The organism is Allorhizobium sp. DMC15 (genome assembly GCF_056314065.1).
In genome coordinates this window covers 153378-175163 of the sequence record NZ_JBQUZB010000004.1, presented here as the reverse complement: position 1 = coordinate 175163, position 21786 = coordinate 153378, and the positions used below count along the sequence as shown (strand labels likewise).

Here is a 21786-nt window from a genome sequence, read left to right as displayed (position 1 = left end):
TCCCGCCTGTGTTGCGACCTCGATAAGCCGCCATGCTTGCCGTTAAGATCGTATGTCAGGCCGTTACTTTCAAGACAAGCGGCGTGTGCCCGGTGGCCTCCATGAAGCGGATCAGATCGTCCCGCGCAATCGATGTGGTCGCATCGTTGGAAAGAGGATGGCAGTTGATGACCTCATGCTCCATCAACTCGCTGTCGAGGATGAAGGTGACGTTCTTACCCGTATCGTTGATCGCGCCGAATGCCGTCACGGAACCCGGAGCGACACCGAGATACTCCATCAGCTTCTCAGGCTTGCCGAAGGACACCTTGCTGGCCGCACCGATAATCGTATGCACAGTCTTCAGATCAACGGAGGCGTTCTCCTCGACGGTCAGCAGGAAGAAGTTGTCCTTCTTGTCCTTGACGAAAAGGTTCTTCGTATGACCTCCGGGGATCTCGTCGCGCAGGGAAACCGACTCAGCGACCGTGAAGACGGGCGGGTGCGTCTTGGTGGTGTACCCGATTCCGAGTTCGTCGAGGAAACGGAAGAGATCAGCGGCGGTTCTGGTTGTCGTCATGTTTGTCCTCACTGTGAATTGTCGGGGGCACCGACAGTGCGACTATCAGATTTTCTCCACAGCAATAGGTCCAGGACCGACCTCGCGCAATCTTTTCAGTGCTCGAAAAGCCCGGAAAACCTGAGCTTTGTCAGAGCGTTGTCTGGTTTTGGATTTTTTTTCGCGCCGATCCGTCATTTCCCTGTTGCATTTGAAAATCGGTTGGGCCATATAGCGCCCGTCGCCGCAAGACGGACGGCCCACGATCCAGACACTACCCCAGGATCGCGGTTGATGAGCGGGTGTAGCTCAGGGGTAGAGCACAACCTTGCCAAGGTTGGGGTCGGGCGTTCGAATCGCCTCACCCGCTCCATTTTCTCCGGAAGTGATTGCAAGATTGGCTGGACACCTCAGGGCGTCGCGTTGTCTATTCTGCCGAAACATCGGGAGATATGGCATGGCAGGACGTCTGGCAGGAAAAGTGGCGATCATTTCGGGCGGAGCGACCGGGATGGGCGGCGCATCATCTAGGCTGTTTGCGAGCGAAGGTGCCAAGGTCGCCATCATCGATCGCAACAAATCTGCAGCCGAGGAAACAGCACACATCATTCGTTTAGCGGGTGGCGTTGCTGAGGTTTTCCAAGCTGATGTGTCGGATGAGCATCAGGTGAATGCGGCGGTCAGGGCGGTAGAGGGGGCGCTTGGGCCTGCTACCGTGCTTTTCAACCACGCCGGGACCATCGTCATCAAACCATTCCTTGAAACGACTCTGGAGGAATGGGACTGGCTGCATGCGGTCAATGTCCGCTCGATGTTTCTCATGACACGTGCCGTTTTGCCGGGCATGATCGCGGCAGGGGGCGGCTCGATCGTCTGCACCTCCTCGATTTCGGCCGTCGCCGCGACCCCGATGGAGGTTCTCTATGACACCACCAAGGGTGCGGTGCACATGTTTGCGCGGGCGATCGCAGTTGAGTTCCGCGATCGCAACATTCGCTGCAATGCCGTCTGTCCCGGGTTCATCCGCACACCCCACGGGCTGCGGGAGGTAGCGGAACTGACGGCGCACGGTGTCGACGTCTCCGAAGCCGCGATTGCCGCTCAGCAGGGACGAATCGGCGAACCCGAGGACGTCGCGCGGGCCGCTCTATATCTTGCCAGTGACGACTCGCAGTTCGTCAACGGCGTGCACCTGTTCGTCGACAACGGCTTCACCGCCATCTGACCTCAGTTTTTTGAAAACACATAATCCGTTTCCTGGCGAAGCACCTCGCCGGGTCGCAGAATCGCGCTTGGAAAACCTGCATGGTTCACTGCATCCGGCCAGATCTGTGTTTCCAGGCAGAAACCGGCATAGGGACCATAGCGGCGCCCTCGGAGGCCGGGAACGGCAACATCGAGATAGACACCGGCATAGAACTGGATGCCAGGCTCTGTGGTCAGAACCTCCATGGCAACCCCGGAGTTGACGCTGCGCGCCAGTGCCACGCTGCGTTTACCGGTACGATGGTTTGAAAGGCAGAAATTGTGATCATATCCGAACTGCCCTGCCTCTGACTTGAACCGGATCGGCCGCATCTCGCGGAAGTCGAAGGCCGTGTTCTCGACGGATCGAATTTCGCCGGTTGGGATGAGCTTGTCGTCGACCGGTGTGTAATGATCGGCGGCGATCATAAGATCGTGGCCCAGTATGTCGGACCGGCCATCAAGATTGAAATAGGCATGATGGCAGACATTCGCGATCGTCGGTTTGTCGGTGATCGTCTCATAGACGGCTGCGAAAACTCCGCCTTCCTTTAACGCAAAGCTTGCCCTGGTCCGTGTGGTTCCCGGATATCCAGCCCGGCCATCGCGGTCGACGGCCTCCATGACGACAAAGTCGGATCCCTGGTCCAAAATCGTCCAGTTCTGACGCGCCATCCCGCCCGAGCCGCCGTGAAGATGGGTGAGCCCCTTTTCGTTCAGTTCCAGCTGGTAGTGAACGCCATCTATGGAGAAGCGGCCGTCACCGATGCGGTTGGCGCAGCGGCCGGGCGTTGCGCCGAAATAGGGCGAATGGTCGAGATAGCTGGCAAGATCCTCGAACCCGAGAACCAGCGGCGCATCGTGTCCCTCCAGCCGCAGATCCTGCAGGACCGCGCCGAAGGTGATGATCGAGGCCGTCAGGCCACCGCCCTTCAGCACAACCTTTTCGACCACCTCGCCGCCGGGCATCGTGCCGAACACCGTTTTTGTCATGTTTTTCTCCTCGCCTCGTATCTTAAAGTCTTTTCCGCACTATCGCGCCAGTTCACGCGCAGCAGTCTCCAGGCCGCGCAGTGTCAGCGGATACATCCGGTCACCGATAAGCCGCCGAATCAGGCCGACGGACATCGTATAGTCCCAATTCGCCTGCGGCATCGGGTTGATCCAGAGATACCGGCGAAAGTGGTCGGTCAATCGTGTGAGCCAGGCCGCACCGCTTTCGCTGTTCCAGTGCTCCACCGAGCCGCCGGGATGGGTGATTTCGTAGGGGCTCATGGCCGCATCGCCGACGAAGATCAGCCGGTAATCCGAGCCGAAGGTCCTGATGACATCAGCTGTCGGAATGGTATCGGCATGGCGGCGCTGGTTGTCCTTCCAGACGCGCTCATAGGGGCAATTATGGAAGTAGAAATACTCCATGTGCCGGAATTCGGAGCGGGCCGCCGAAAACAGCTCCTCCACCTCGCGCACATGGTCGTCCATCGAGCCGCCGATATCGAAAAACATCAGAAGCTTCACGGCATTACGCCGCTCGGCTTGTGTCTTCACATCCAGATAGCCGTGCTCGGCGGTGGAGCGGATCGTGCCGGCGAGATCGAGTTCCTCTGCCGCCCCTTCACGCACGAAGCGGCGCAGGCGTCGCAGCGCCACCTTGATGTTGCGCGTGCCGAGCTCGACGCGGTCATCGAGATTGCGGAATTCTCTGCTGTCCCAGACCTTCACCGCGCGTCGATGGCGGCTTTCCTCCTGGCCGATGCGCACGCCTTCCGGATTGTAGCCATAGGCGCCGAAGGGCGAGCTGCCGGCCGTGCCGATCCATTTGTTGCCGCCCTGATGGCGCTCCTTCTGTTCGGCGAGCCGTTTCTTAAGCGTTTCCATCAGCGTGTCGAAGCCGCCGAGGCTCTCAATCAGCTTCTTGTCCTCGTCCGAGAGGTGCTTTTCCGCCAGCTTGCGCAGCCAGTCATCGGGGATCGCGTGCTGATCGACACCATCCGCGGCCGCCTCGCCCAGGATACCGCCAAAGATCTCGGAAAAGACCCGGTCGAAGCGATCGATGAAGCGCTCGTCCTTCACCAGGGTGGTGCGGGCGAGGTAATAGAAGCCTTCCGGGTCGAAATCGACGAGACCCGCTTCCAGTCCCTCGAGCAGCGCCAGGTATTCCCGCAAAGTCACGGGAACCTTCTCTTCTTTCAGGCGCAGGAAAAAGGGCAAAAACATCGGACGAAGACGGCTCAGTTTACAGGCGGCGGCATCCTGTCACAGAGGACGCCGCCTGTCCCATCAAAATCCGCTGCCGGTTCTCATTACCCGTCAGCCTGCCAGATCCTTGCCGATCTCGTTCAGATCATAGGGCGTCATCTGGTAGATCTCGTTGATCCAATTGCCGAACAAGAGATGCGCATGGCCGCGCCAGCGATTGAGCGGCGTCAGCGTGTCGTCATTGTGCGGGAAATAGTTGTGCGGCAGCTTGATCGGGATTCCGGCCGTCTTGTCGCGGAAATATTCGTCGCCCAACGAAGTGGAATCGTATTCGACATGGTTGAACATGTAGAGCCGGTTTGCCCGCTTCTCCTGCACCAGGCACACACCCATCTCCTCGGATTCAAGCAGGATCTTCAGCTCCGGCACCTTCTCGATGTCTTCGCGACGCACTTCCGTCCAGCGCGACACCGGCACCTGGAAATCGTCGGAGAAGCCGTTGAGATAGACGGAGGACGGCGCGAGGTTGCGGTGGCGATAGACGCCGAAGGCCTTTTCCTTCAGCGGATGCTTCGGCACCTTGTGGAAGTGGTAGATCGCCGCCATGCCGCCCCAGCAGACATTCATGGTCGAATGCACATTGGTCTCGGTCCAGTCCAGGATTTCCTGCAGTTCCGGCCAGTAGGTGACTTCCTCGAAGGGCAGCGTCTCGACCGGCGCACCGGTGATGATGAAGCCGTCGAACTTGCGATCCTTCACCTCGTCCCAGGTCTGGTAGAAGGAGAGGAGATGCTCTTCCGGCGTGTTCTTGGCCTTGTGGCCACCGACACGCACCAGCGTCAGTTCCACCTGCAGAGGCGAAGCACCGATCAGTCGGGCAAATTGCACCTCGGTCTTGATCTTGTTGGGCATGAGGTTAAGCAGGCCGATCTGCAGCGGGCGAATGTCCTGGCGAATGGCCACGGTTTCGGTCATGACCCGCACGCCCTCATGCACGAGGGTTTCAAAGGCGGGCAGCGTATCGGGAATTCGGATCGGCATCTTACTCTCGACTTTCCTTTGTCACGGCGGTTCGAGACCGCGGAAACAAAAATACCGGCAGCTTCGATATCGCCACCGGTCCTCGGAAAGTCTCGACTTGCCTCGGCCCTTTAGCGACTTATTTTACGTGGCTGCAAGCCGACCGGCCAAATCACCACGGGACGAAGTGTTCTTTACGCCTGTCTCCAGTGCGAATCAATGGGCAGATCTTCCCTGCGCTATTGTCGGCAGCAACTCACCGCCATGCCGTCAGTTGCCCCAGACCACGGCTTCCTCATGCCTCTTGATGAGGTGCTTGAGGTCATTGAAGCTGGACCGCACGAAGCTTGCAAACTGCTCGACGGCGGGAGACCGGGCCGCATCAACACGGCGCAAGATGGCCAGCGCCCTGTCGGGATGCGGAATGTTGATTGGCAGGGCGGTGATTGTCTTTTCCTTGCGCTGGGCGAAGACCACACTGTGTGGCATGACTGTGAGCGCATCTGCAGCCTTCAGGTAGTTCACCACGCTGGCGAGCGAACCACCCGAATAGCGGATTCGGATTTCCGTTGCCCCGAAGGACAGGAGCAGAGCTCTCAGATCCGCAAGCAGCGGGCTTCCCGGCGGCGGAGCCACCCAGGCGTAATCCAGAAGGTGAAACGGCTGCAGTCGGCGCTTGAGGAGGAGGGGATGGGTGACACGGCAGGCAATCACGTTGCGGCCGGGCAGGATCTGCTGGAAAGCCAGCCCCGAGCCTTCATCGAGAATATCGATCGGGCAGATCGCAAGATCGATCTGGTCCGCCTTGAGGGCAGCACGCAGATCGGGAAAATAGCCATAGGACTGGTCGATCCGGACGTCCGGATGCGTCGCCTGGAACTCGGCGCACATGCCGGCAATCAGCGAGTCCATGAAGAAGGGGCTGCCGGCGACGCGCACCACGCCGCTCTTGCCAACCCTGAAACTCTCCATCAGATCGGAGGCCTTTCGCGAAGCCGCCAACATCGTAAGCCCATGTTCCGCCAACGCAATCCCGAGCGGTGTCGGCTGTAGCGGGCGCCGACCCTTGATGAAGAGCGGTTCGCCCACGCGCTTTTCCAGCATCGACAAGGTGCGCGACACCGCCGGCTGCGCGAGCCCCAGGAGGGCCGCACCTTCCGTCACGCCGCCCGTTTTGACCACGGCAGCCAGCTGGATCAGATGTCGCTCGTCAAACTTCATAACGGATTGTTATATTGGCACCTAAACAAATCATCAATCCTGCCTGAAAGCACTGCTAGCTTCCTCTCGACCAGCAATGCGGATTTGGGAGGAGATGCATGTCGCGGGCCGCAGACCTCATCACCTTTGACGAAGCGACCTCATCAGAGGCGTTCACCAGCCGCTTCGGCATGCCCGATGACGCGACCGCACGTCTGCTCTCCGCCGTGGTCTGTCATGTGCATGATGTCATCAAGGAATTTCGTCCGACACCGGACCAATGGCGCAAGGTCCTCGACTTCCTGACCGAAGTCGGCCACGCCTCGGACGAACGTCGTCAGGAATGGGTGCTATTTTCCGATCTCGTCGGCGCCTCTGCGCTTGTCGAAGAGATCAATTCCCGCCGTCCCCCGGGTGCTACCCCCAACACGATCCGCGGCCCCTTCTTCCGGACTGACACACCGGAGCGCGCACTCGGCAGTTCCATCTCGCTCGACGGCGCAGGCGAGCCGCTGCTGGTCGAGGGCCGCGTCGAAGATCTGGACGGCCTGCCGGTCACCACCGCCGAAATCATCACCTGGCAGGCGAATGCCGAAGGCTACTACGAAAACCAGCAGCCGGATCTCCAGCCGGAATTCAATCTGCGGGGCCTGTTCCATCCAGATCAGGACGGCAGGTTCCACTACCGTACGGTCCGTCCGGCGGGCTACGGCGTCCCCGGTGACGGTCCTGTGGGGCGGCTATTCGCCCAGGCGGGTTATCCGCTGCACCGTCCGGCCCATCTGCATTTCGTCGTCCGCGCCCCGGGTTTCGAGACGATCACCACCCACATCTACGACGCGGACGATCCAAGGCTTGGCGAAGACGCGCTGTTCGGTGTTCGGCCGGAATTGGTGCATTCGTTCGAGCAGACCCTGATCGACGGCAAGCCGGCCTCACGCGTCAACATCCGTTTCGTCATGGTCCGCGCCCGTCCCGGGAGGAGCAAATGAAGAGCTTCACCTATGCCGGCAACCCAGCCCGCATTCTCTTTGGTTCCGGCCGCAGCGCAGAGGTCGGTAGCGCCGTTGAGGCGCTGGGCTGCCGCCGCGCGCTGGTCCTGTCGACGCCTCACCAGAAGGCGGATGCCGAAGCCCTGTCGGAGCGCCTGGGTCCCCTCTCCGTCGGCGTCTTCTCAGGTGCCGTCATGCATACCCCCATCGATGCCACGGAGACCGCCCTGAAGGTCGTCCGTGACGCGGACGCCGACTGCGTCGTCTCCCTCGGCGGCGGCTCCACCACTGGGCTCGGCAAGGCAATTGCCTACCGCAGCGATCTGCCACAGGTCGTCATCCCCACGACCTATGCCGGCTCCGAAGTTACCCCGATCCTCGGCCAGACCGAAGGCGGCCGAAAGACCACGGTCCGAAACGCGAGCATCCTGCCGGAAGTCGTCATCTACGATCCGGAACTTACGCTCGGCCTGCCCGTCGGCATGAGCGTCACGAGCGGCCTCAACGCCATGGCCCATGCCGTCGAAGGTCTCTATGCCCAGGATCGCAACCCGGTCTCGACGCTGATGGCGCTCGACGGTTTGCGGGCATTCCGGGACAGCCTCCCGGTTCTGGTGAGAAGCCCTCGTGATCCTGATGCGCGGGCGGAAGCGCTCTATGGCGCCTGGCTTTGCGGGACCGTGCTCGGCACCGTCGGCATGGCACTGCACCACAAGATCTGCCACACGCTGGGCGGCTCGTTCGATACGCCGCATGCCGAAACCCATGCAGTCATGCTGCCGCACACGGCCGCCTTCAACGCCGAGGCGGCGCAAGCGGAACTCTCAGGCGCCGCCGAACTCTTCGGCGGTTCGATTGGCGCTGGTCTCTGGGACTTTGCCAAGTCGATCGGCGCGCCGCTGTCGCTCAAGGATTTCGGGCTCACTGAAGCCGATCTCGATCGTGCCGCCGATATCGCCACGGAAAACCCCTACTGGAACCCGCGTCCGATTGATCGGACGTCGATCCGCACACTTCTGCAACAGGCCTGGGAGGGCGTCAGGCCCGACTGACCGATGAGACATCTCGCGCGCTGCGCGCTCTTTGGGAGGAGAGACGATGATGGGAGGAAACATGATTACGCGACGCAAATTCCTGCAGACGACGGCAGCGGGCGGCGCCGTACTGGCGACCTCGGGCCTCGCGGCCCCTGCGATTGCGCAGTCAGCGGCGGTTAAGCTTGGTTATGTCAGTCCGCAGACCGGACCGCTCGCGGGCTTCGGTGAAGCCGACAAGTTCGTCATCGACAGCTTCCTCGCCACGACGAAGAAGATGGGTCTGAACTACGAGGTGATCGTCAAGGACAGCCAGTCAAACCCGAACCGCGCGGCGGAAGTCGCCAAGGAACTGATCGTCGACAACGAGATCAACCTGATGCTCGTCTCCTCGACGCCGGAAACCACCAATCCGGTCTCGACCACCTGCGAAGCCGAGCAGATCCCCTGCCTGTCGACGGTTGCCCCCTGGCAGCCCTGGTTCATCGGGCAGCAGGGCAATCCCGGCGACCCGGCAAGTTGGAAGCCTTTCAACTACGCTTATCACTTCTTCTGGGGTCTTGAGGACATCATCGCCGTCTTCACCGGCATGTGGGGCCAGATCGAGACCAACAAGAAGGTTGGCGGTCTCTTCCCGAATGACGGCGACGGCAATGCCTGGGGTGACAAGGTCGTCGGCTTCCCGCCGGTGCTCGAAAAGCTCGGCTATGGCCTGACCGATACCGGCCGCTACCAGAACCTGACCGACGATTTCTCTGCCCAGATCAACGCCTTCAAGCAAGCCGAGACAGAGATCCTCACCGGCGTGATGATCCCGCCTGACCTCACCACGTTCTGGAACCAGGCCAAGCAGCAGGGCCTCAAACCCAAGATCGCCTCGATCGGCAAGGCGCTGCTTTTCCCGCAGACCGTCGAAGCCCTGGGCGATGCCGGCCACAACCTCTCGACCGAAGTCTGGTGGACGCCGACTCATCCCTTCAAGTCCTCGCTGACAGGCGAGACGGCTGCCGATGTGGCAACTGCCTTTACCACCGCGACCGGTCGCCCCTGGACACAGCCGATCGGCTTTGCCCATGCGCTCTTCGAACTGGCGGTCGACGTCATGAAGCGTGCGGAAGACGTGACGGATGGCGATGCGGTAGCCAAGGCGATCGGCGAAACTAAGCTGGACACGCTGGTCGGGCCGATCGCCTGGAACAACGCCAACCTGCCGCCCTTCGCCCAGAAGAACGTCGCCAAGACGCCGCTTGTCGGCGGCCAGTGGCGCCTCAAAACCGGCGGCGGTTACGACCTCGTGGTCGTCGAGAACGGCCAGGCACCGAACATCCCGCTCGGCGGCAAGATGGAAGCGTTGGGGTGATTGCAGCGGATGCGACACCCCCCTCTGTCCTGCCGGACATCTCCCCCTCAAGGGGGGAGATCACGAAGAGGCTAGGCCTGCGCCAAGCAAACAGACGTCGAAAATGCGGGAAGTTGGCGCCGCTATCCGATCTCCCCCCTTGAGGGGGAGATGGTCGGCAGACCAGAGGGGGGGGTAACCCAGATGAGAACGGCAGATTTTTCCAAGAAAGCAGTGTCCATGCCGATCCTGGAACTGAATGGTGTGTCGAAATCCTTCGGGGCCCTCGTGGTCGCCGAGGATATCGGCTTTTCCGTCGAACCCGGCGAGGCGCTGGGTATCATCGGACCGAACGGCGCCGGCAAATCGACGCTGTTCAACCTGATCACCGGCAACCTCTCCGTCGCCAAAGGCACGGTTCATTTCGATGGCCGAGACGTGACCAATGTCCCGCCCATGCAGCGCTGCTTTGCCGGCATGGGCCGCACTTTCCAGATCCCGCAGCCTTTCGAGCGGCTGACGGTTTATGAGAACCTGCTCGTCGCCGGCGCCTTCGGCAGCGAAAGCAGCGAAGCGGACGTCGCAGAGTTCTGCGCCGAAATCCTGGTCGAAACGGGCCTGATCGCCAAGGCCAACCGCCCGGCCGGCAGCCTCACTTTGCTCGAGCGCAAACGGCTGGAACTCGCCCGCGCGCTCGCCACCAAGCCCAAGCTTCTGCTGCTCGACGAGATCGCCGGCGGGCTGACCGAGGGCGAATGCCGTCAGCTGGTCACCACGATCAAGCGCGTGCATCAGCGCGGCATGGCGACCATCTGGATCGAGCACGTGTTGCATGCCTTGAACGCAGTCGCCGAGAAGATCCTCGTCCTGAACTTTGGACGCGTCATCGGCCATGGCGATCCGCAGACCATCATGAATTCGCGCGAGGTGCGCGAAATCTATCTGGGCATGGAGGTCTGACAGATGAGCCTCATCGAAACGAAGAACCTCACCGCCTTCTATGGCGACTTCCAGGCCCTGTTCGGCGTCGATCTCGTTCTCAATCCCGGCGAGACGATCGCGGTCATAGGCGCAAACGGCGCCGGCAAATCGACGCTAATGCGCTCGATAGCAGGCGTGTTGCGCAACGAACCCGCAGCCATCTTGCATCGGGGCCAGCCGATCGGCGCGCTTGGTTCCCCGGATGTCATGGCCCGCGGCATTGCGCTGGTGCCGGAAGGCCGCCGGCTTTTCCCGTCGCTCACGGTCGAGGAAAACCTGCTGGTCGGTCGCCACGGCAGAAAGGTTGATGGGCCCTGGTCGCTTGAAACCGTATACGAGCTCTTCCCGATCCTGAAGGAGCGGCGCCGCAATCCCTCGACGGCACTGTCCGGCGGGCAGCAGCAGATGGTCGCGATCGGCCGCGCGCTGATGTCCAATCCCGAAGTGCTGCTCTGCGACGAGTTGAGCCTCGGCCTTGCCCCCGTCGTCATCAAGGACATCTACGCCGCCTTCCCGCGCATCCGGGAAACGGGTGCGGCCATCGTCATCGTCGAGCAGGACATTGCCCAGGCGCTGAAGGTCGCGGACCGCGTCTATTGCATGATGGAAGGCCGGGTCACGCTCGAGGGACGCCCGGCAGAGCTCGACCGCGCCGATATCCACGCGGCCTATTTCGGAGCGGAGCCCCATGAACTGGCTTGATACCATTTTCCAGGGCATTCTGCTCGGCGGGCTCTATGCTCTCTTCGCGGCAGGCCTCTCGCTCGTCTTCGGCATCATGCGGCTCGTCAATCTTGCCCATGGCGATCTCATCGTCTTCTCGGCCTTCCTGGTCCTGCTTCTCGTTTCGACGCTCGGGCTCAATCCATTCCTGGCGGCCCTGATCGCCGGGCCGCTGATGTTCGCGATCGGCTACCTGCTGCAATATCACCTGCTGAACCGCACACTCGGCAAGGACATCCTGCCGCCGCTGCTCGTCACCTTCGGCTTGTCGATCGTCATCCAGAACGGGCTTCTCGAGGCCTTCACCGCCGACAGCCAGCGCATCCCCGCAGGCGCGCTGGAACAGGCATCGCTCTCGCTGGGCGGCATCAATGCCGGCGTAATGCCGCTCCTGACCTTCGCCTCCGCGATCCTGGTCATCGTTGGCCTCAACCAGCTGATCTACAAGACGGCGCTGGGCCGTGCCTTCCGCGCAACCTCCGACGATGTCGTGACGGCCGGCCTGATGGGCATTCGCCCGAACCAGATCTTTGCCATCGCAACAGGCCTTGCCATGGTGATCGTCACCATCGCCGCGCTTTACCTCGGCACCCGCGCCAATTTCGACCCGACCGCCGGTCCGGCACGCCTGATCTACGCCTTCGAAGCGGTCATCATCGGCGGTCTCGGCTCACTCTGGGGCACGCTTGCCGGCGGCATCATTCTGGGCGTCGCACAAACGCTCGGAGCCGCGATCAACCCGGAATGGCAAATCCTCTCCGGCCATATCGCCTTCCTGCTGGTCCTGCTGTTCCGTCCGCGGGGTCTCTTCCCGCGCGCTGTCGATTGAGGTGACGATGAACGCCAACAGAGAAATCCTGTCGAACGTCATGCGCCCTCGTCCCTCCTGGCGGGTCGAAACCTGCACGCGCCTCTCCACGCTGTTCTCGCTTGCAGCCGTCGTCTTCGTGTTGCTCCTGGCAGCCGCCCCATTCGTCGTCTCGCGCGGCGTGGTGCAGGATCTGTTCTTCATCCTCACCATGCTGGCGCTCGCCCAGAGCTGGAACCTGCTCGCTGGATATGCAGGCCTGATCTCTGTCGGCCAGCAGCTTTTCGTCGGCTGTGGCGCCTATGCGCTCTTCGGTTTCGTCATCCTGCTCGGTCTCGACCCGATCCTGGCCATCCCTCTCGCCGGCTTCTTCGCGGTGCTGGTCTCGATACCCACAGCCTTCTTCGCCTTTCGCCTCTACGGCCCCTATTTCGCCATCGGCACCTGGGTCATCGCCGAAGTGGGCCGACTGCTCTTCGCCCAGTGGAAGGCGCTCGGCGGTGGCACCGGCACCTCGCTGCCGCGCGAGGCAACCCGTGACATGTTCGGCGTCGCCCTGCTGGAAGACTGGTTCGGCATGCGGGCCGCAGCCGCCGCAGATGCCGTCGCCTTCTGGCTGGCACTGGTCGTGCTCGTTCTGACGATCTGGTTCGTCTACCGCTTGCTGCGCTCCAAACAGGGCCTGGGCCTTGCTGCCGTCCGCGACAACGAGACGGCCGCCCGTGCGCTCGGGGTCGATGCGCGCCGCCTGAAGCTGGTGATCTACCTCTCCACCGCCTTCATCACCGGAGTCGTCGGCGCCCTCATCTACCTGCAGAAGGCTCGCATCTCCCCGGATGCCGCCTTCTCGCTCACCGACTGGACGGCCTATGTGCTGTTCATCGTCATCATCGGCGGCATTGGAACCATCGAGGGGCCGATCGTCGGCGTCATCATCTTCTTCCTGATGCAGAATGCGCTGTCGAGCTATGGGTCCTGGTACCTGCTCCTGCTCGGTGCCATCGCCATCATCACCATGCTGTTTGCGCCACGCGGGATCTGGGGCCTGATCACCGACCGCACCGGCATCGAACTCTTTCCGGTCCGCCGCACCTTGAGGGGCGGACCGCTTGAACAAACGACAAAGGGAGGGCCACATGGCTGACATTACCACCGACGTCCTGATCATCGGCACCGGGCCGGCCGGCTCGGCAACGGCCGCATTGCTCGCGAGCTATGGCCTCGAGCCCATGGTCATCAACCGCTACCGCTGGCTCGCCAACACGCCACGTGCCCACATCACCAACCAGCGCACGATGGAGGTTCTGCGCGATCTCGGCCGCGACGTCGAGGACGAAGCCTACATGTTCGCAACCGAACAGGACCTGATGGGCCAGAACGTCTTCTGCACGGCGGTCGCCGGCGAAGAAATCGGCCGCATGCAAAGCTGGGGCAACCATCCGCTCTCGCGCGCCGAACATCTCCTGTCCTCACCCGGCCGAATGAACGACCTGCCACAGACCTATATGGAGCCCCTGCTCTTCAAGACGGCCTGTTCGCGCGGTGCGCAGTCGCGCATGTCGACGGAATATCTGAGCCATGTGCAGGATGCGGACGGCGTCACCACCACCTGCCGTGATCGACTGACGGGCAAGGACATCACGATCCGCTCGAAATTCCTGGTCGGCGCCGACGGCGGCAACTCCAAGGTCGCCGAACATGCCGGCCTCACCTTCGAAGGCAAAATGGGCGTCGCCGGTTCGATGAACATCCTCTTCGAATGCGACCTTTCCCGCTACGTCGCTCACCGCCCCTCGGTGCTCTACTGGGTGCTGCAGCCGGGCGCCGATGTCGGCGGTATCGGCATGGGCCTCGTCCGCATGGTCCGCCCGTGGAACGAGTGGCTGATCGTCTGGGGCTACGACATCAACCAGCCGGCACCGGCCGTCGATGATGCCTTCGCCACCAAGGTCGTGCGCGATCTCGTCGGCGTTCAGGACCTGCAGCCGAAGATCAAGTCGGTCTCCACCTGGACCGTCAACAACATGTACGCGACCACGATGTCGAACGGCCGGGTCTTCTGCATGGGCGATGCCACACACCGCCATCCGCCGTCGAACGGTCTCGGATCCAACACCTCGATCCAGGATGCTTTCAACCTCGCCTGGAAGCTCGCCGCTGTCATCCGCGGCCAGGCCGGCATGGGCCTGCTCGACAGCTACCAGGCCGAACGCGCGCCGGTGGCCAAACAGATCGTCACCCGCGCCAACAAGTCGATCGAGGAATTCGGCCCGATCTTCAAGGCCCTCGGCCTGCTCGATTCCGTCGATCCGGTGAAGATGCAGGAAAACATGGACGCCCGCTGCGACGACACCGCCGATGCGGAAAAGCAGCGTGAGGCGATCCGCCAGGCGATTGCGCACAAGGTCTACGAGTTCGACGCGCACGGCGTCGAGATGAACCAGCGCTACAAGTCGGGCGCGATCGTCACCGATGGCCAGCCGGAACCGGCCTTCGAGAAAGATGCCGAACTGCACTACCAGCCGACCACCTGGCCTGGCGCTCGCCTGCCGCATGTCTGGCTCTTCGGGCCGGAGGGCGAGAAGGTCTCCAGCCTTGATCTGACCGGCCATGGCGTCTTCACTGTTCTCACCGGCATCGGCGGCGATGGCTGGGTCGCGGCCGCAAAGTCCCTGTCGAAGGAGTTTGGCCTCCCGATCACGGTCCACAAGATCGGCCCCCGCCAGACCTGGCAGGACTTCTCCGGCGACTGGGCCCGCGCCCGCGATATCCGCGATTCCGGTGCGCTCCTCGTCCGTCCGGACCATCACGTCGCCTGGCGCGCGGAAGCAGCGGTCTCAGATCCCGAAGGCGAGCTGCGGCGCGTTCTGAAATCCATCCTGGACCGGTGAGGAGCGAATATGGAAGCGCACGAAAAGGGCTACTTCACTGAGGAGACCTCCGTCGAGGTCGTCACAGGTCGGAATGCCAACGCCAAGGATGAGCGTCTCAAGCAGGTAATGGAGGTCATTACCCGCAAGCTGCACGAGGCGGTCAAGGAATTGGAGCCGACCCAGGACGAGTGGATGGAGGCGATCCTCTTCCTCACCCGCACCGGCCAAATGTGCAACGAATGGCGGCAGGAATTCATCCTGCTGTCAGACGTGCTCGGCGTCTCGATGCTGGTCGATGCGGTCAACAACCGCAAACCCTCGGGCGCCTCGGAAAGCACCGTTCTCGGCCCCTTCCATGTGGCCGACGCTCCCGAACTGCCAATGGGCGCCAATATCTGCCTTGATGCCAAGGGCGAGGACATGGTCATCGAGGGCCGCATCCTCGACACCGAGGGCAAGCCGATCGCCGATGCCGTGATCGATGTCTGGCAGGCCAATGACGAGGGCTTCTACGATGTCCAGCAGAAGGGCATCCAGCCCGACTTCAACCTGCGCGGCATCTTCCGCACCGGGCCGGACGGACATTACTGGTTCCGGGCGGTAAAGCCAAAATTCTACCCGATCCCCGACGACGGGCCGGTTGGCCAACTGCTCGGCAAGCTCGGTCGCCACCCCTACCGCCCGGCCCATCTGCACTACATCATCGAGGCAGAGGGATACGAGACGCTCGTCACGCATATCTTCGATCCCGATGATCCCTACATCCATTCCGATGCGGTCTTCGGCGTGAAGGAGAGCCTGCTCGCGAAATTCGATCGCCGGAAGGATGCCGCCCGGGCGTCGGACTTCGGCTTCACCGAGGAATTCTGGGAGGTGAAGCACGATTTCGTGCTGGTGAGTACGTCACTTCCGAGGAATTAACGTGCCGCCCAGATCGAGAGCTTTGCACATACTGAAGAGGCCCTAGTTGCGTTCACCGCGCGCGACCGGAGCGGCTCCAGCCACGCCAATAAATTCGAACAGAACGGCGCGCGCCAATTGTTCGTCTTCCGACGCTGTTGCAGCTTTGAGGCGTTCCAAAGCTTGGGCTACCTCGTGGTTTGCAATGCCTGAGGAATAAGCCCGAAGAATTTTGGGATGCGAAGTCGATGTGGCATTATCCCGATCGTAGAAAAGCTCTTCAAAGAGCTTTTCTCCCGGCCTTTTCCCTATGACCTGGATTGCGATATCATTTGGCGCACCGCCTCGCGGGTTTTCATCGCTGCGAACCTGAAATCCCGCCAGCCGGATCATGTTTTCGGCGAGATCACCGATCCTGACTGGTTCGCCCATGTCCAGGAGAAAAACATCACCACCACCCGATAACGCTCCGGCCTGCACAATTAGTTCTGCCGCCTCCGGGATTGACATGAAATAGCGTGTCATATCGGGGTCCGTAACCGTGACGGGTCCTCCTTGGGCTATTTGTCGCTTGAACAGGGGGACGACCGAACCGTTCGATCCGATCACATTGCCAAATCGAACAGCGCAAAAAGCCCGGCCGTTTGTCGCGAATCTGGGATCAAAAGCAATGGACCGGACGATCAACTCCGCCCATCTCTTCGTCGCTCCCATGACGTTGGTCGGGCGAACCGCTTTGTCCGACGAGATGAGAACGAACCTATCTAAACCTTCCTCTGCGGCCACGGTAGCTGCGGTCAAAGTGCCGAAAACGTTGTTGCGAATACCTTCCAGCACATTCGCCTCTACCAACGGCACATGTTTATGAGCGGCGGCATGGTAAAGAACCTGTACCTGATGCTGTCGAATGGCTCGACGCATGGTCGCCGAATCCGTAACTGATCCCAAAACCGGAACCACCACGCAATCTCCAACCGAGATCAGCTCCTGTTCGATATTGTAGAGCGCATATTCGCTGGCTTCGAGCAGAATGAGTTTTCGAGGCTTCCAGCGCATAATCAGACGACAGAGTTCCGATCCGATAGAACCACCTGCTCCGGTCACCATGACGATCTTGTCGGTAATCGCGGCAGCCAGAAGGCTCTTGTCCGGCGGCACGCAGGAGCGCCCCAACAACTCGTCGATCTCGATCTCGCGGACCTGATTGACGATGTAACGTCCGTCGACAAGATCGGAGATATCAGGAAGGCTGCGCACCTGAACACCCAAGCCTGACACTCGAGCAATGACGGACTGACGAGAGTCAGAAGGTATCGCCGACATGCTCAGAATGATCTGCTGGATCCCGTAACGGTCGACCAACGAGGGCAGGTCACGCGACGGGTATATTCTGTAGCCCCCGATATCCCGCCCGACATTCGACGGATCGTCATCGATCAAGCCGACCACGTAACGATTGCCCTGGCCCGTCAAGGCACGCGCAAGTCGAGCCGACGTTGGTCCGGCCCCATAAATGAGAACGGGCTGCTCGTTACGCCTCAACCCCGTGCCAAAACTGAGGATCCACTTCGCGACGAAGCGGAGACTGCCGATGAGCAGCGTCCCCAAAACGAAGTAAAGGAATGGCACCGATCGGGGAACGATCCCCCGACCGGCCATCTCCACGAGGAATATGATGATGACCCAACTCATCGTGGCAATGAGCATGGCACGCAAGATGGTCCATATCGCCGCCTCGGGAAGATATCGGATCACCGAACGATAGAGCCCCAACCTGACGAAGACCGGGATCGCGACGAGGGGAGCGAAACCCGCCAGAATCAACCGCTCGGATGTCAGTCCCGGCGTCCAGTCAGACAGGCGGAGCGCATAGGCACCCCACAGCGCAACCAAAAGGGCAAACGCGTCCATCGAGATCATCAGGATGCGCTTCCACACCCGAGGCGTCCTGATGAGACGTTCTCGGATGGTGATAACTAGCCTATCTGCGGTCACGCCCAACTCACCACCTCGTCGTTGGCAATCACTGCGGGCATTAGTGCACTCCCGTTCAATGCGCAACACCTCGCGCACCGAGAACCCTAGCGCCAGCCAGAGCGAGGACACGTAAGTCAAACCAAAAGGTCCGCTTGAGCAAACACTCGGCGTCAGAGACAACTTTCAAGGGAATCTCCAGCTCGTCACGTTCGTTAACGATGGCCCTGTCCCCTCGCAAAATCGACCAGAATTGAGACAATTCGTCGAGGCTTCTCTTGCGCAGGAAGCCACCAATCGGGGTAACATGCCGGGACGGATCAGATAGAAGGTGGGCGGCAACAACCGGCGTCTCGATCCGCATGGTACGGAATTTGGCATCAGATACAGCTGATTAAGACGTCCAACCGGGTGAGACCAGTAAAGAACGGGACCCTTGGACGTAAGTCGGACTGCAAGGGCTATTGCAAGCATCCGAACGGCGAAAACGATCAGGGCGGCCAGAATGTCGAACATACGTTTCATGACAGCCCCCCCGAAACCATCCATCGCACGAGCCCATCTGTATTCCGTTTTGAATAGCTAATAAATCCACAAACGTCACTTCAGAGGAAACACCACTCGGCGCCACCGCAGAAGTCAGGGTGAACAGCAAGAGCAGCAGGGTTGAGCGCCCTTTCGTGAGGTTTAAAAAGCAGGCTCACTGCTCGCCGAGTTTCATCGAGGGATCATAGTCCTTGCCATGCACCGTCTTCACCACGGCCTGGCCGCAATACAAGCGGTTTTCAGCGGCGTTGAAGGTGTGGCTCGGCGAACCGTGCAGTTCCCATCCCTTGTTCAACGCGTCGGTGACGCGGTGGCAGAAGCTGGAATCATCTGGGCCGGTGAGGAAACGATAGACTTTCATGGCTTGTCCTTTCTGGCGGCGATCGTGGCGACCTTGTCGAGAAGGCGGGCGGCCTCCTCGGCATGCAGTCTCTCGATCATGCGCCCATCGATGTTGATGACGTTGAAGCCCGCATGGGCGGGGTCGGCGAAGGCGGAGGCGACCAGACGGGCCTCCGTGATGGCTGCCTCCGACGGACCGAAATGGTGGTTGGCCGGCTCCACCTGGGCCGGATGGATCAGCATTTTGCCGTCGAAACCCATGGCGCGGCCCTGGGCGCATTCTTCCGAAAAGGCGTCCATGTCGCGGAAATCATTCGACACGCTGTCGATGACATCGAGCCCATAGGCGCGGGCGGCGAGCACGACCTGCATGAGATAGGGCACCAGATAGGTCCGCCCGGGGGCTGCCGGGATGCCCGTTGCCTTGCGCAGATCGTTCAGCCCGACGACGAAGGCATCGAGCCGGCTGTCGCTGGTGCGCCCCGACGAGGCAATCGCTGCGGCATTCAGCACGCCACGCGGCGTTTCGATCATCGCCCAGATCCTGAGACCTTCCGTCGCATCGCTCTCGCCCAGAATGTCGGCCACGTCCTGGACGGCCACCGGCTCCTCGACCTTTGGGATGAGCACGGCGTCGGGTGCGGCTTCGATGACGAGTTCCATGTCCTCGCGATAGAACGCGGTGTCCGCGGCATTGATCCGGATGATCCGCTCGCGGTGACCGAGATCGCGATCTCTGAGGAAATTCAGAAGGTTGGTGCGAGCCTCCCCCTTGCGGTTCTCGGCGACGGAATCCTCGAGATCGAAGATCACCGCATCGCAGTCCAGGCTCGTGAGCTTTTCGAGCGCCCGGTCGTTGATGGCCGGGACGGTCAGCACGGAACGGCGGACACGGGAGGGGTGGTGCGCGCGGAAGGAGGAGACGTCAGATGTCATGGCCGAGTTCTGGCAAGCTTTGCCCCGCCACGCAAGATGACAATTGGGTGAAAGGCCCTTGCATTGCCCTGGAATAAGGACCACCTTGGTCAACGAGAAAGGACATGATCATGCAGAATCTTCGATCCGCCGTTTACGCCCTTGCCGGCCTCGCCTTTGTCGGTCTCGCTGCCGCTTTCGCGGTTTCGCTGACGCTGGTGGTCGGTGCGCTCCTGACCGTGACGCTCGGTGCCCGCATGCTGATGGGCAAGACAAAGCGCGCGCCCGTCTACGTCAAGGCGAAGCGTCGCCAAGACGTGCGCGTCTGGAATGACGGCAAGGGTACGATCATCGACCTCTGATCGGTCGGACCAAAGACCCTCTCACTCACCCGCATGGCGGGTGAGTTCCTGTGGCTGCGTATCGCGCCACCAGACATGCCGCTGCGGGCGTCACAAGATTCTCCTTCAAATTCTTCCGATTTTGCTCTAAGGGCGGGGCATCACACGCGCATTAGCCAGATCGAAGGCAGACTGATGGACAAGTTCGTAAAGCTCACCGGTGTCGCGGCACCGCTTCCGGTCGTCAATGTCGACACGGACATGATCATCCCCAAGGACTATCTGAAGACCATCAAGCGCACCGGTCTCGGCACCGGTCTTTTCGCCGAGGCGCGCTACAAGGAAGATGGTTCGGAAAACCCTGACTTCGTTCTGAACAAGCCGGCCTATCGCAACGCGCAGATCCTCGTTGCCGGCGACAATTTCGGCTGCGGCTCCTCGCGCGAGCATGCGCCATGGGCGCTTCTCGACTTCGGCATCCGCTGCGTGATCTCCACCTCGTTCGCCGACATTTTCTACAACAACTGCTTTAAGAACGGCATCCTGCCGATCATCGTCAGCCAGGACAATCTGGACAAGCTGATGGACGATGCCAGCCGCGGTTCGAATGCCGTGCTGACGGTCGACCTGGAAGCCCAGGAAATCACTGGTCCCGATGGCGGCAAGATCTCCTTCGAAATCGACGCCTTCAAGCGCCACTGCCTTCTGAACGGTCTCGACGACATCGGCCTGACGCTTGAAAAGTCCTCGAGCATCTCGACCTTCGAGCAGTCCAACGCGGCCCAGCGCCCCTGGGCCTGAGTCCTGCTCAAGCGCTGACAGGTTGAAGCCGGGCTCGCGCCCGGCTTTTTCTTTGGCCTCAGAGGAAGCGGGCGCGCCAGGCCTCGAGTGCGGCGAGCGACACGCCGATGCCGCCGCAGACCTCGATGAGCGGCGCCTTGTAACGGGAGAGCCGATCGGCATGCACATCCGCGACGGCGAGTGCCGCACCACAGGCCGGCTCGACGAGCACCCGATGCGCGTCGGCAAATTTCAGGCAGGCGGCAACCGCCTCGGCATCGGTCACCGTGACGCTTTCGATCGGATGCGTCTCCAGAAGATCGAAGACATGTTGCGCGACCTGCCGCGCGCCCAGCGAAACAGCAATCGAAGTGATGGCCGGCAGCGTCACGCGCTCCTTTGCCGCGACGGCTGCATTCAACGATGCGGCACCGTCCGTCTCGACGGCTATGACGGGAATGTCGCGCAGCCCGTTGCGCCGCAGACCCTCGACGATCCCGGCGAGCAGCCCGCCACCGCCAACGCTGGTGACGACGCAGTCGAACTCTGCACCGGCCTTCACCACTTCATCGATCAGGGTCGCATGACCTTCCCAGAGCAGCGGATGATCATAGGGATGGACATAGGCCGCCTTGCGTTCGGCGGCGAGTGCGACGGCATGGGCATTGGCTTCGTCGAAGACCGATCCATGCACGAGAACGCTGGCACCGGTAGCGGCGATGCGGGTGCGGACTTCGGGCGATGTCGTTTCCGGCACGACGATGGTGACGGGCACACCGAGCGATCTGCCCGCAACAGCAGCGGCAATGCCGGCATTGCCGCCGGAGGCGCAGAAAATCTCGCGCGCGCCTTTGGCCACCTCGTGCTGGCAAAGCAGGCCGACGCCGCGCAGCTTGAAGCTGCCGGAAGGCTGCAGGGCGTCGAGCTTCAGCCAGAGCGGCAGGCCGCTTGCGCTATAGTCGGCAGCCGCCCGCAGGAGCGGTGTTTCAATATGCAGGGGAGAAAGGGGCATGGAGGGGGACTCGAAGATGCTGGA

General features: G+C 61.4%; 21 protein-coding genes, 1 tRNA gene, 1 pseudogene and 1 riboswitch. Of the genes and pseudogenes, 13 read left to right on the top strand and 10 right to left on the bottom strand.

The window, feature by feature from the left end; all coding sequences use genetic code 11:
- Positions 1-55 precede the first annotated feature (55 nt).
- Complete coding sequence (locus ACT53S_RS18480; RefSeq protein ID WP_142072878.1) at positions 56-559, bottom strand: prolyl-tRNA synthetase associated domain-containing protein; 504 nt, start codon at positions 557-559, stop codon at positions 56-58.
- A 277-nt stretch (positions 560-836) separates the two neighbouring features.
- On the opposite strand from ACT53S_RS18480, the gene ACT53S_RS18475 reads away from it, so the two are divergent.
- Both ACT53S_RS18475 and ACT53S_RS18470 read left to right on the top strand, forming a co-directional pair.
- Positions 837-911 (top strand) — tRNA-Gly (locus tag ACT53S_RS18475).
- Positions 912-995: 84 nt separating this feature from the next.
- Entirely contained in the window at positions 996-1763 is a 768-nt protein-coding gene (locus tag ACT53S_RS18470; protein ID WP_476068057.1) for an SDR family NAD(P)-dependent oxidoreductase, read from the top strand.
- Between the two features lie 2 nt (positions 1764-1765).
- On the opposite strand, the gene ACT53S_RS18465 is transcribed toward ACT53S_RS18470, so the two are convergent.
- From ACT53S_RS18465 to ACT53S_RS18450, 4 genes are all read right to left on the bottom strand, one after another.
- Entirely contained in the window at positions 1766-2776 is a 1011-nt protein-coding gene (locus tag ACT53S_RS18465; RefSeq protein WP_476068056.1) for an aldose epimerase family protein, read from the bottom strand.
- A 39-nt stretch (positions 2777-2815) separates the two neighbouring features.
- Entirely contained in the window at positions 2816-4000 is a 1185-nt protein-coding gene (locus tag ACT53S_RS18460; protein ID WP_476068055.1) for a vWA domain-containing protein, read from the bottom strand.
- A gap of 93 nt (positions 4001-4093) precedes the next feature.
- Positions 4094-5023, bottom strand: coding sequence for a homoserine O-acetyltransferase MetA (metA, locus tag ACT53S_RS18455; RefSeq protein ID WP_310242627.1), 930 nt, complete (start codon positions 5021-5023; stop codon positions 4094-4096).
- A gap of 90 nt (positions 5024-5113) precedes the next feature.
- Positions 5114-5191, bottom strand: a riboswitch (SAM riboswitch).
- An 81-nt stretch (positions 5192-5272) separates the two neighbouring features.
- Complete coding sequence (locus ACT53S_RS18450; protein ID WP_476068054.1) at positions 5273-6223, bottom strand: LysR family transcriptional regulator; 951 nt, start codon at positions 6221-6223, stop codon at positions 5273-5275.
- A 98-nt stretch (positions 6224-6321) separates the two neighbouring features.
- Between ACT53S_RS18450 and ACT53S_RS18445 the strand changes: the two genes are divergently transcribed.
- The 9 genes from ACT53S_RS18445 (at position 6322) to ACT53S_RS18405 (ending at position 15873) form a co-directional block, all read left to right on the top strand.
- Positions 6322-7194, top strand: a complete 873-nt coding sequence (locus ACT53S_RS18445; protein ID WP_476068053.1) for a dioxygenase family protein — start codon at positions 6322-6324, stop codon at positions 7192-7194.
- On the top strand, positions 7191-8246 hold the full coding sequence (locus tag ACT53S_RS18440; protein WP_476068052.1) for a maleylacetate reductase: 1056 nt from the start codon (positions 7191-7193) through the stop codon (positions 8244-8246). Before ACT53S_RS18445 ends, ACT53S_RS18440 begins: the two co-directional genes overlap by 4 nt.
- A 61-nt stretch (positions 8247-8307) precedes the next feature.
- Complete coding sequence (locus ACT53S_RS18435; RefSeq protein WP_476068051.1) at positions 8308-9588, top strand: ABC transporter substrate-binding protein; 1281 nt, start codon at positions 8308-8310, stop codon at positions 9586-9588.
- 219 nt (positions 9589-9807) lie between these two features.
- Complete coding sequence (locus ACT53S_RS18430; RefSeq protein WP_476068277.1) at positions 9808-10527, top strand: ABC transporter ATP-binding protein; 720 nt, start codon at positions 9808-9810, stop codon at positions 10525-10527.
- Between the two features lie 3 nt (positions 10528-10530).
- Positions 10531-11250: an ABC transporter ATP-binding protein gene (locus ACT53S_RS18425; protein WP_476068050.1), complete on the top strand. Its 720-nt coding sequence runs from the start codon at positions 10531-10533 to the stop codon at positions 11248-11250.
- Complete coding sequence (locus tag ACT53S_RS18420) at positions 11237-12100, top strand: branched-chain amino acid ABC transporter permease (protein WP_476068049.1); 864 nt, start codon at positions 11237-11239, stop codon at positions 12098-12100. The genes ACT53S_RS18425 and ACT53S_RS18420 overlap by 14 nt, the downstream gene beginning before the upstream one ends.
- Positions 12101-12107: 7 nt before the next feature.
- The gene (locus tag ACT53S_RS18415) at positions 12108-13223 is read left to right on the top strand and encodes a branched-chain amino acid ABC transporter permease (RefSeq protein ID WP_476068048.1); all 1116 of its coding nucleotides are present in this window, start codon (positions 12108-12110) and stop codon (positions 13221-13223) included.
- The gene (locus tag ACT53S_RS18410; RefSeq protein ID WP_113377808.1) at positions 13216-14970 is read left to right on the top strand and encodes an FAD-dependent oxidoreductase; all 1755 of its coding nucleotides are present in this window, start codon (positions 13216-13218) and stop codon (positions 14968-14970) included. Before ACT53S_RS18415 ends, ACT53S_RS18410 begins: the two co-directional genes overlap by 8 nt.
- A 9-nt stretch (positions 14971-14979) precedes the next feature.
- Entirely contained in the window at positions 14980-15873 is an 894-nt protein-coding gene (locus ACT53S_RS18405) for an intradiol ring-cleavage dioxygenase (protein ID WP_476068047.1), read from the top strand.
- 42 nt (positions 15874-15915) lie between these two features.
- On the opposite strand, the gene ACT53S_RS18400 is transcribed toward ACT53S_RS18405, so the two are convergent.
- From ACT53S_RS18400 to ACT53S_RS18385, 4 genes and pseudogenes are all read right to left on the bottom strand, one after another.
- Positions 15916-17772, bottom strand: a complete 1857-nt coding sequence (locus tag ACT53S_RS18400; RefSeq protein ID WP_476068046.1) for a polysaccharide biosynthesis protein — start codon at positions 17770-17772, stop codon at positions 15916-15918.
- 130 nt (positions 17773-17902) lie between these two features.
- A pseudogene (locus ACT53S_RS18395) lies at positions 17903-18351 on the bottom strand (sugar transferase).
- Between the two features lie 175 nt (positions 18352-18526).
- Positions 18527-18733 (bottom strand): DUF1737 domain-containing protein, encoded by a 207-nt coding sequence (locus ACT53S_RS18390; protein ID WP_113459052.1) that lies wholly within the window; start codon positions 18731-18733, stop codon positions 18527-18529.
- Entirely contained in the window at positions 18730-19650 is a 921-nt protein-coding gene (locus ACT53S_RS18385) for an HpcH/HpaI aldolase/citrate lyase family protein (protein WP_476068045.1), read from the bottom strand. The genes ACT53S_RS18390 and ACT53S_RS18385 overlap by 4 nt, the downstream gene beginning before the upstream one ends.
- A 110-nt stretch (positions 19651-19760) precedes the next feature.
- On the opposite strand from ACT53S_RS18385, the gene ACT53S_RS18380 reads away from it, so the two are divergent.
- Positions 19761-19991, top strand: a complete 231-nt coding sequence (locus tag ACT53S_RS18380) for a hypothetical protein (protein WP_476068044.1) — start codon at positions 19761-19763, stop codon at positions 19989-19991.
- A 174-nt stretch (positions 19992-20165) separates the two neighbouring features.
- Positions 20166-20771 carry a 3-isopropylmalate dehydratase small subunit gene (gene leuD / locus ACT53S_RS18375; RefSeq protein WP_476068043.1) on the top strand — a complete coding sequence of 202 codons (606 nt, stop codon included), beginning with the start codon at positions 20166-20168 and terminating at the stop codon, positions 20769-20771.
- A gap of 58 nt (positions 20772-20829) precedes the next feature.
- On the opposite strand, the gene ACT53S_RS18370 is transcribed toward leuD, so the two are convergent.
- Positions 20830-21762, bottom strand: coding sequence for a pyridoxal-phosphate dependent enzyme (locus ACT53S_RS18370; protein ID WP_476068042.1), 933 nt, complete (start codon positions 21760-21762; stop codon positions 20830-20832).
- Between the last annotated feature and the right edge of the window lie 24 nt (positions 21763-21786).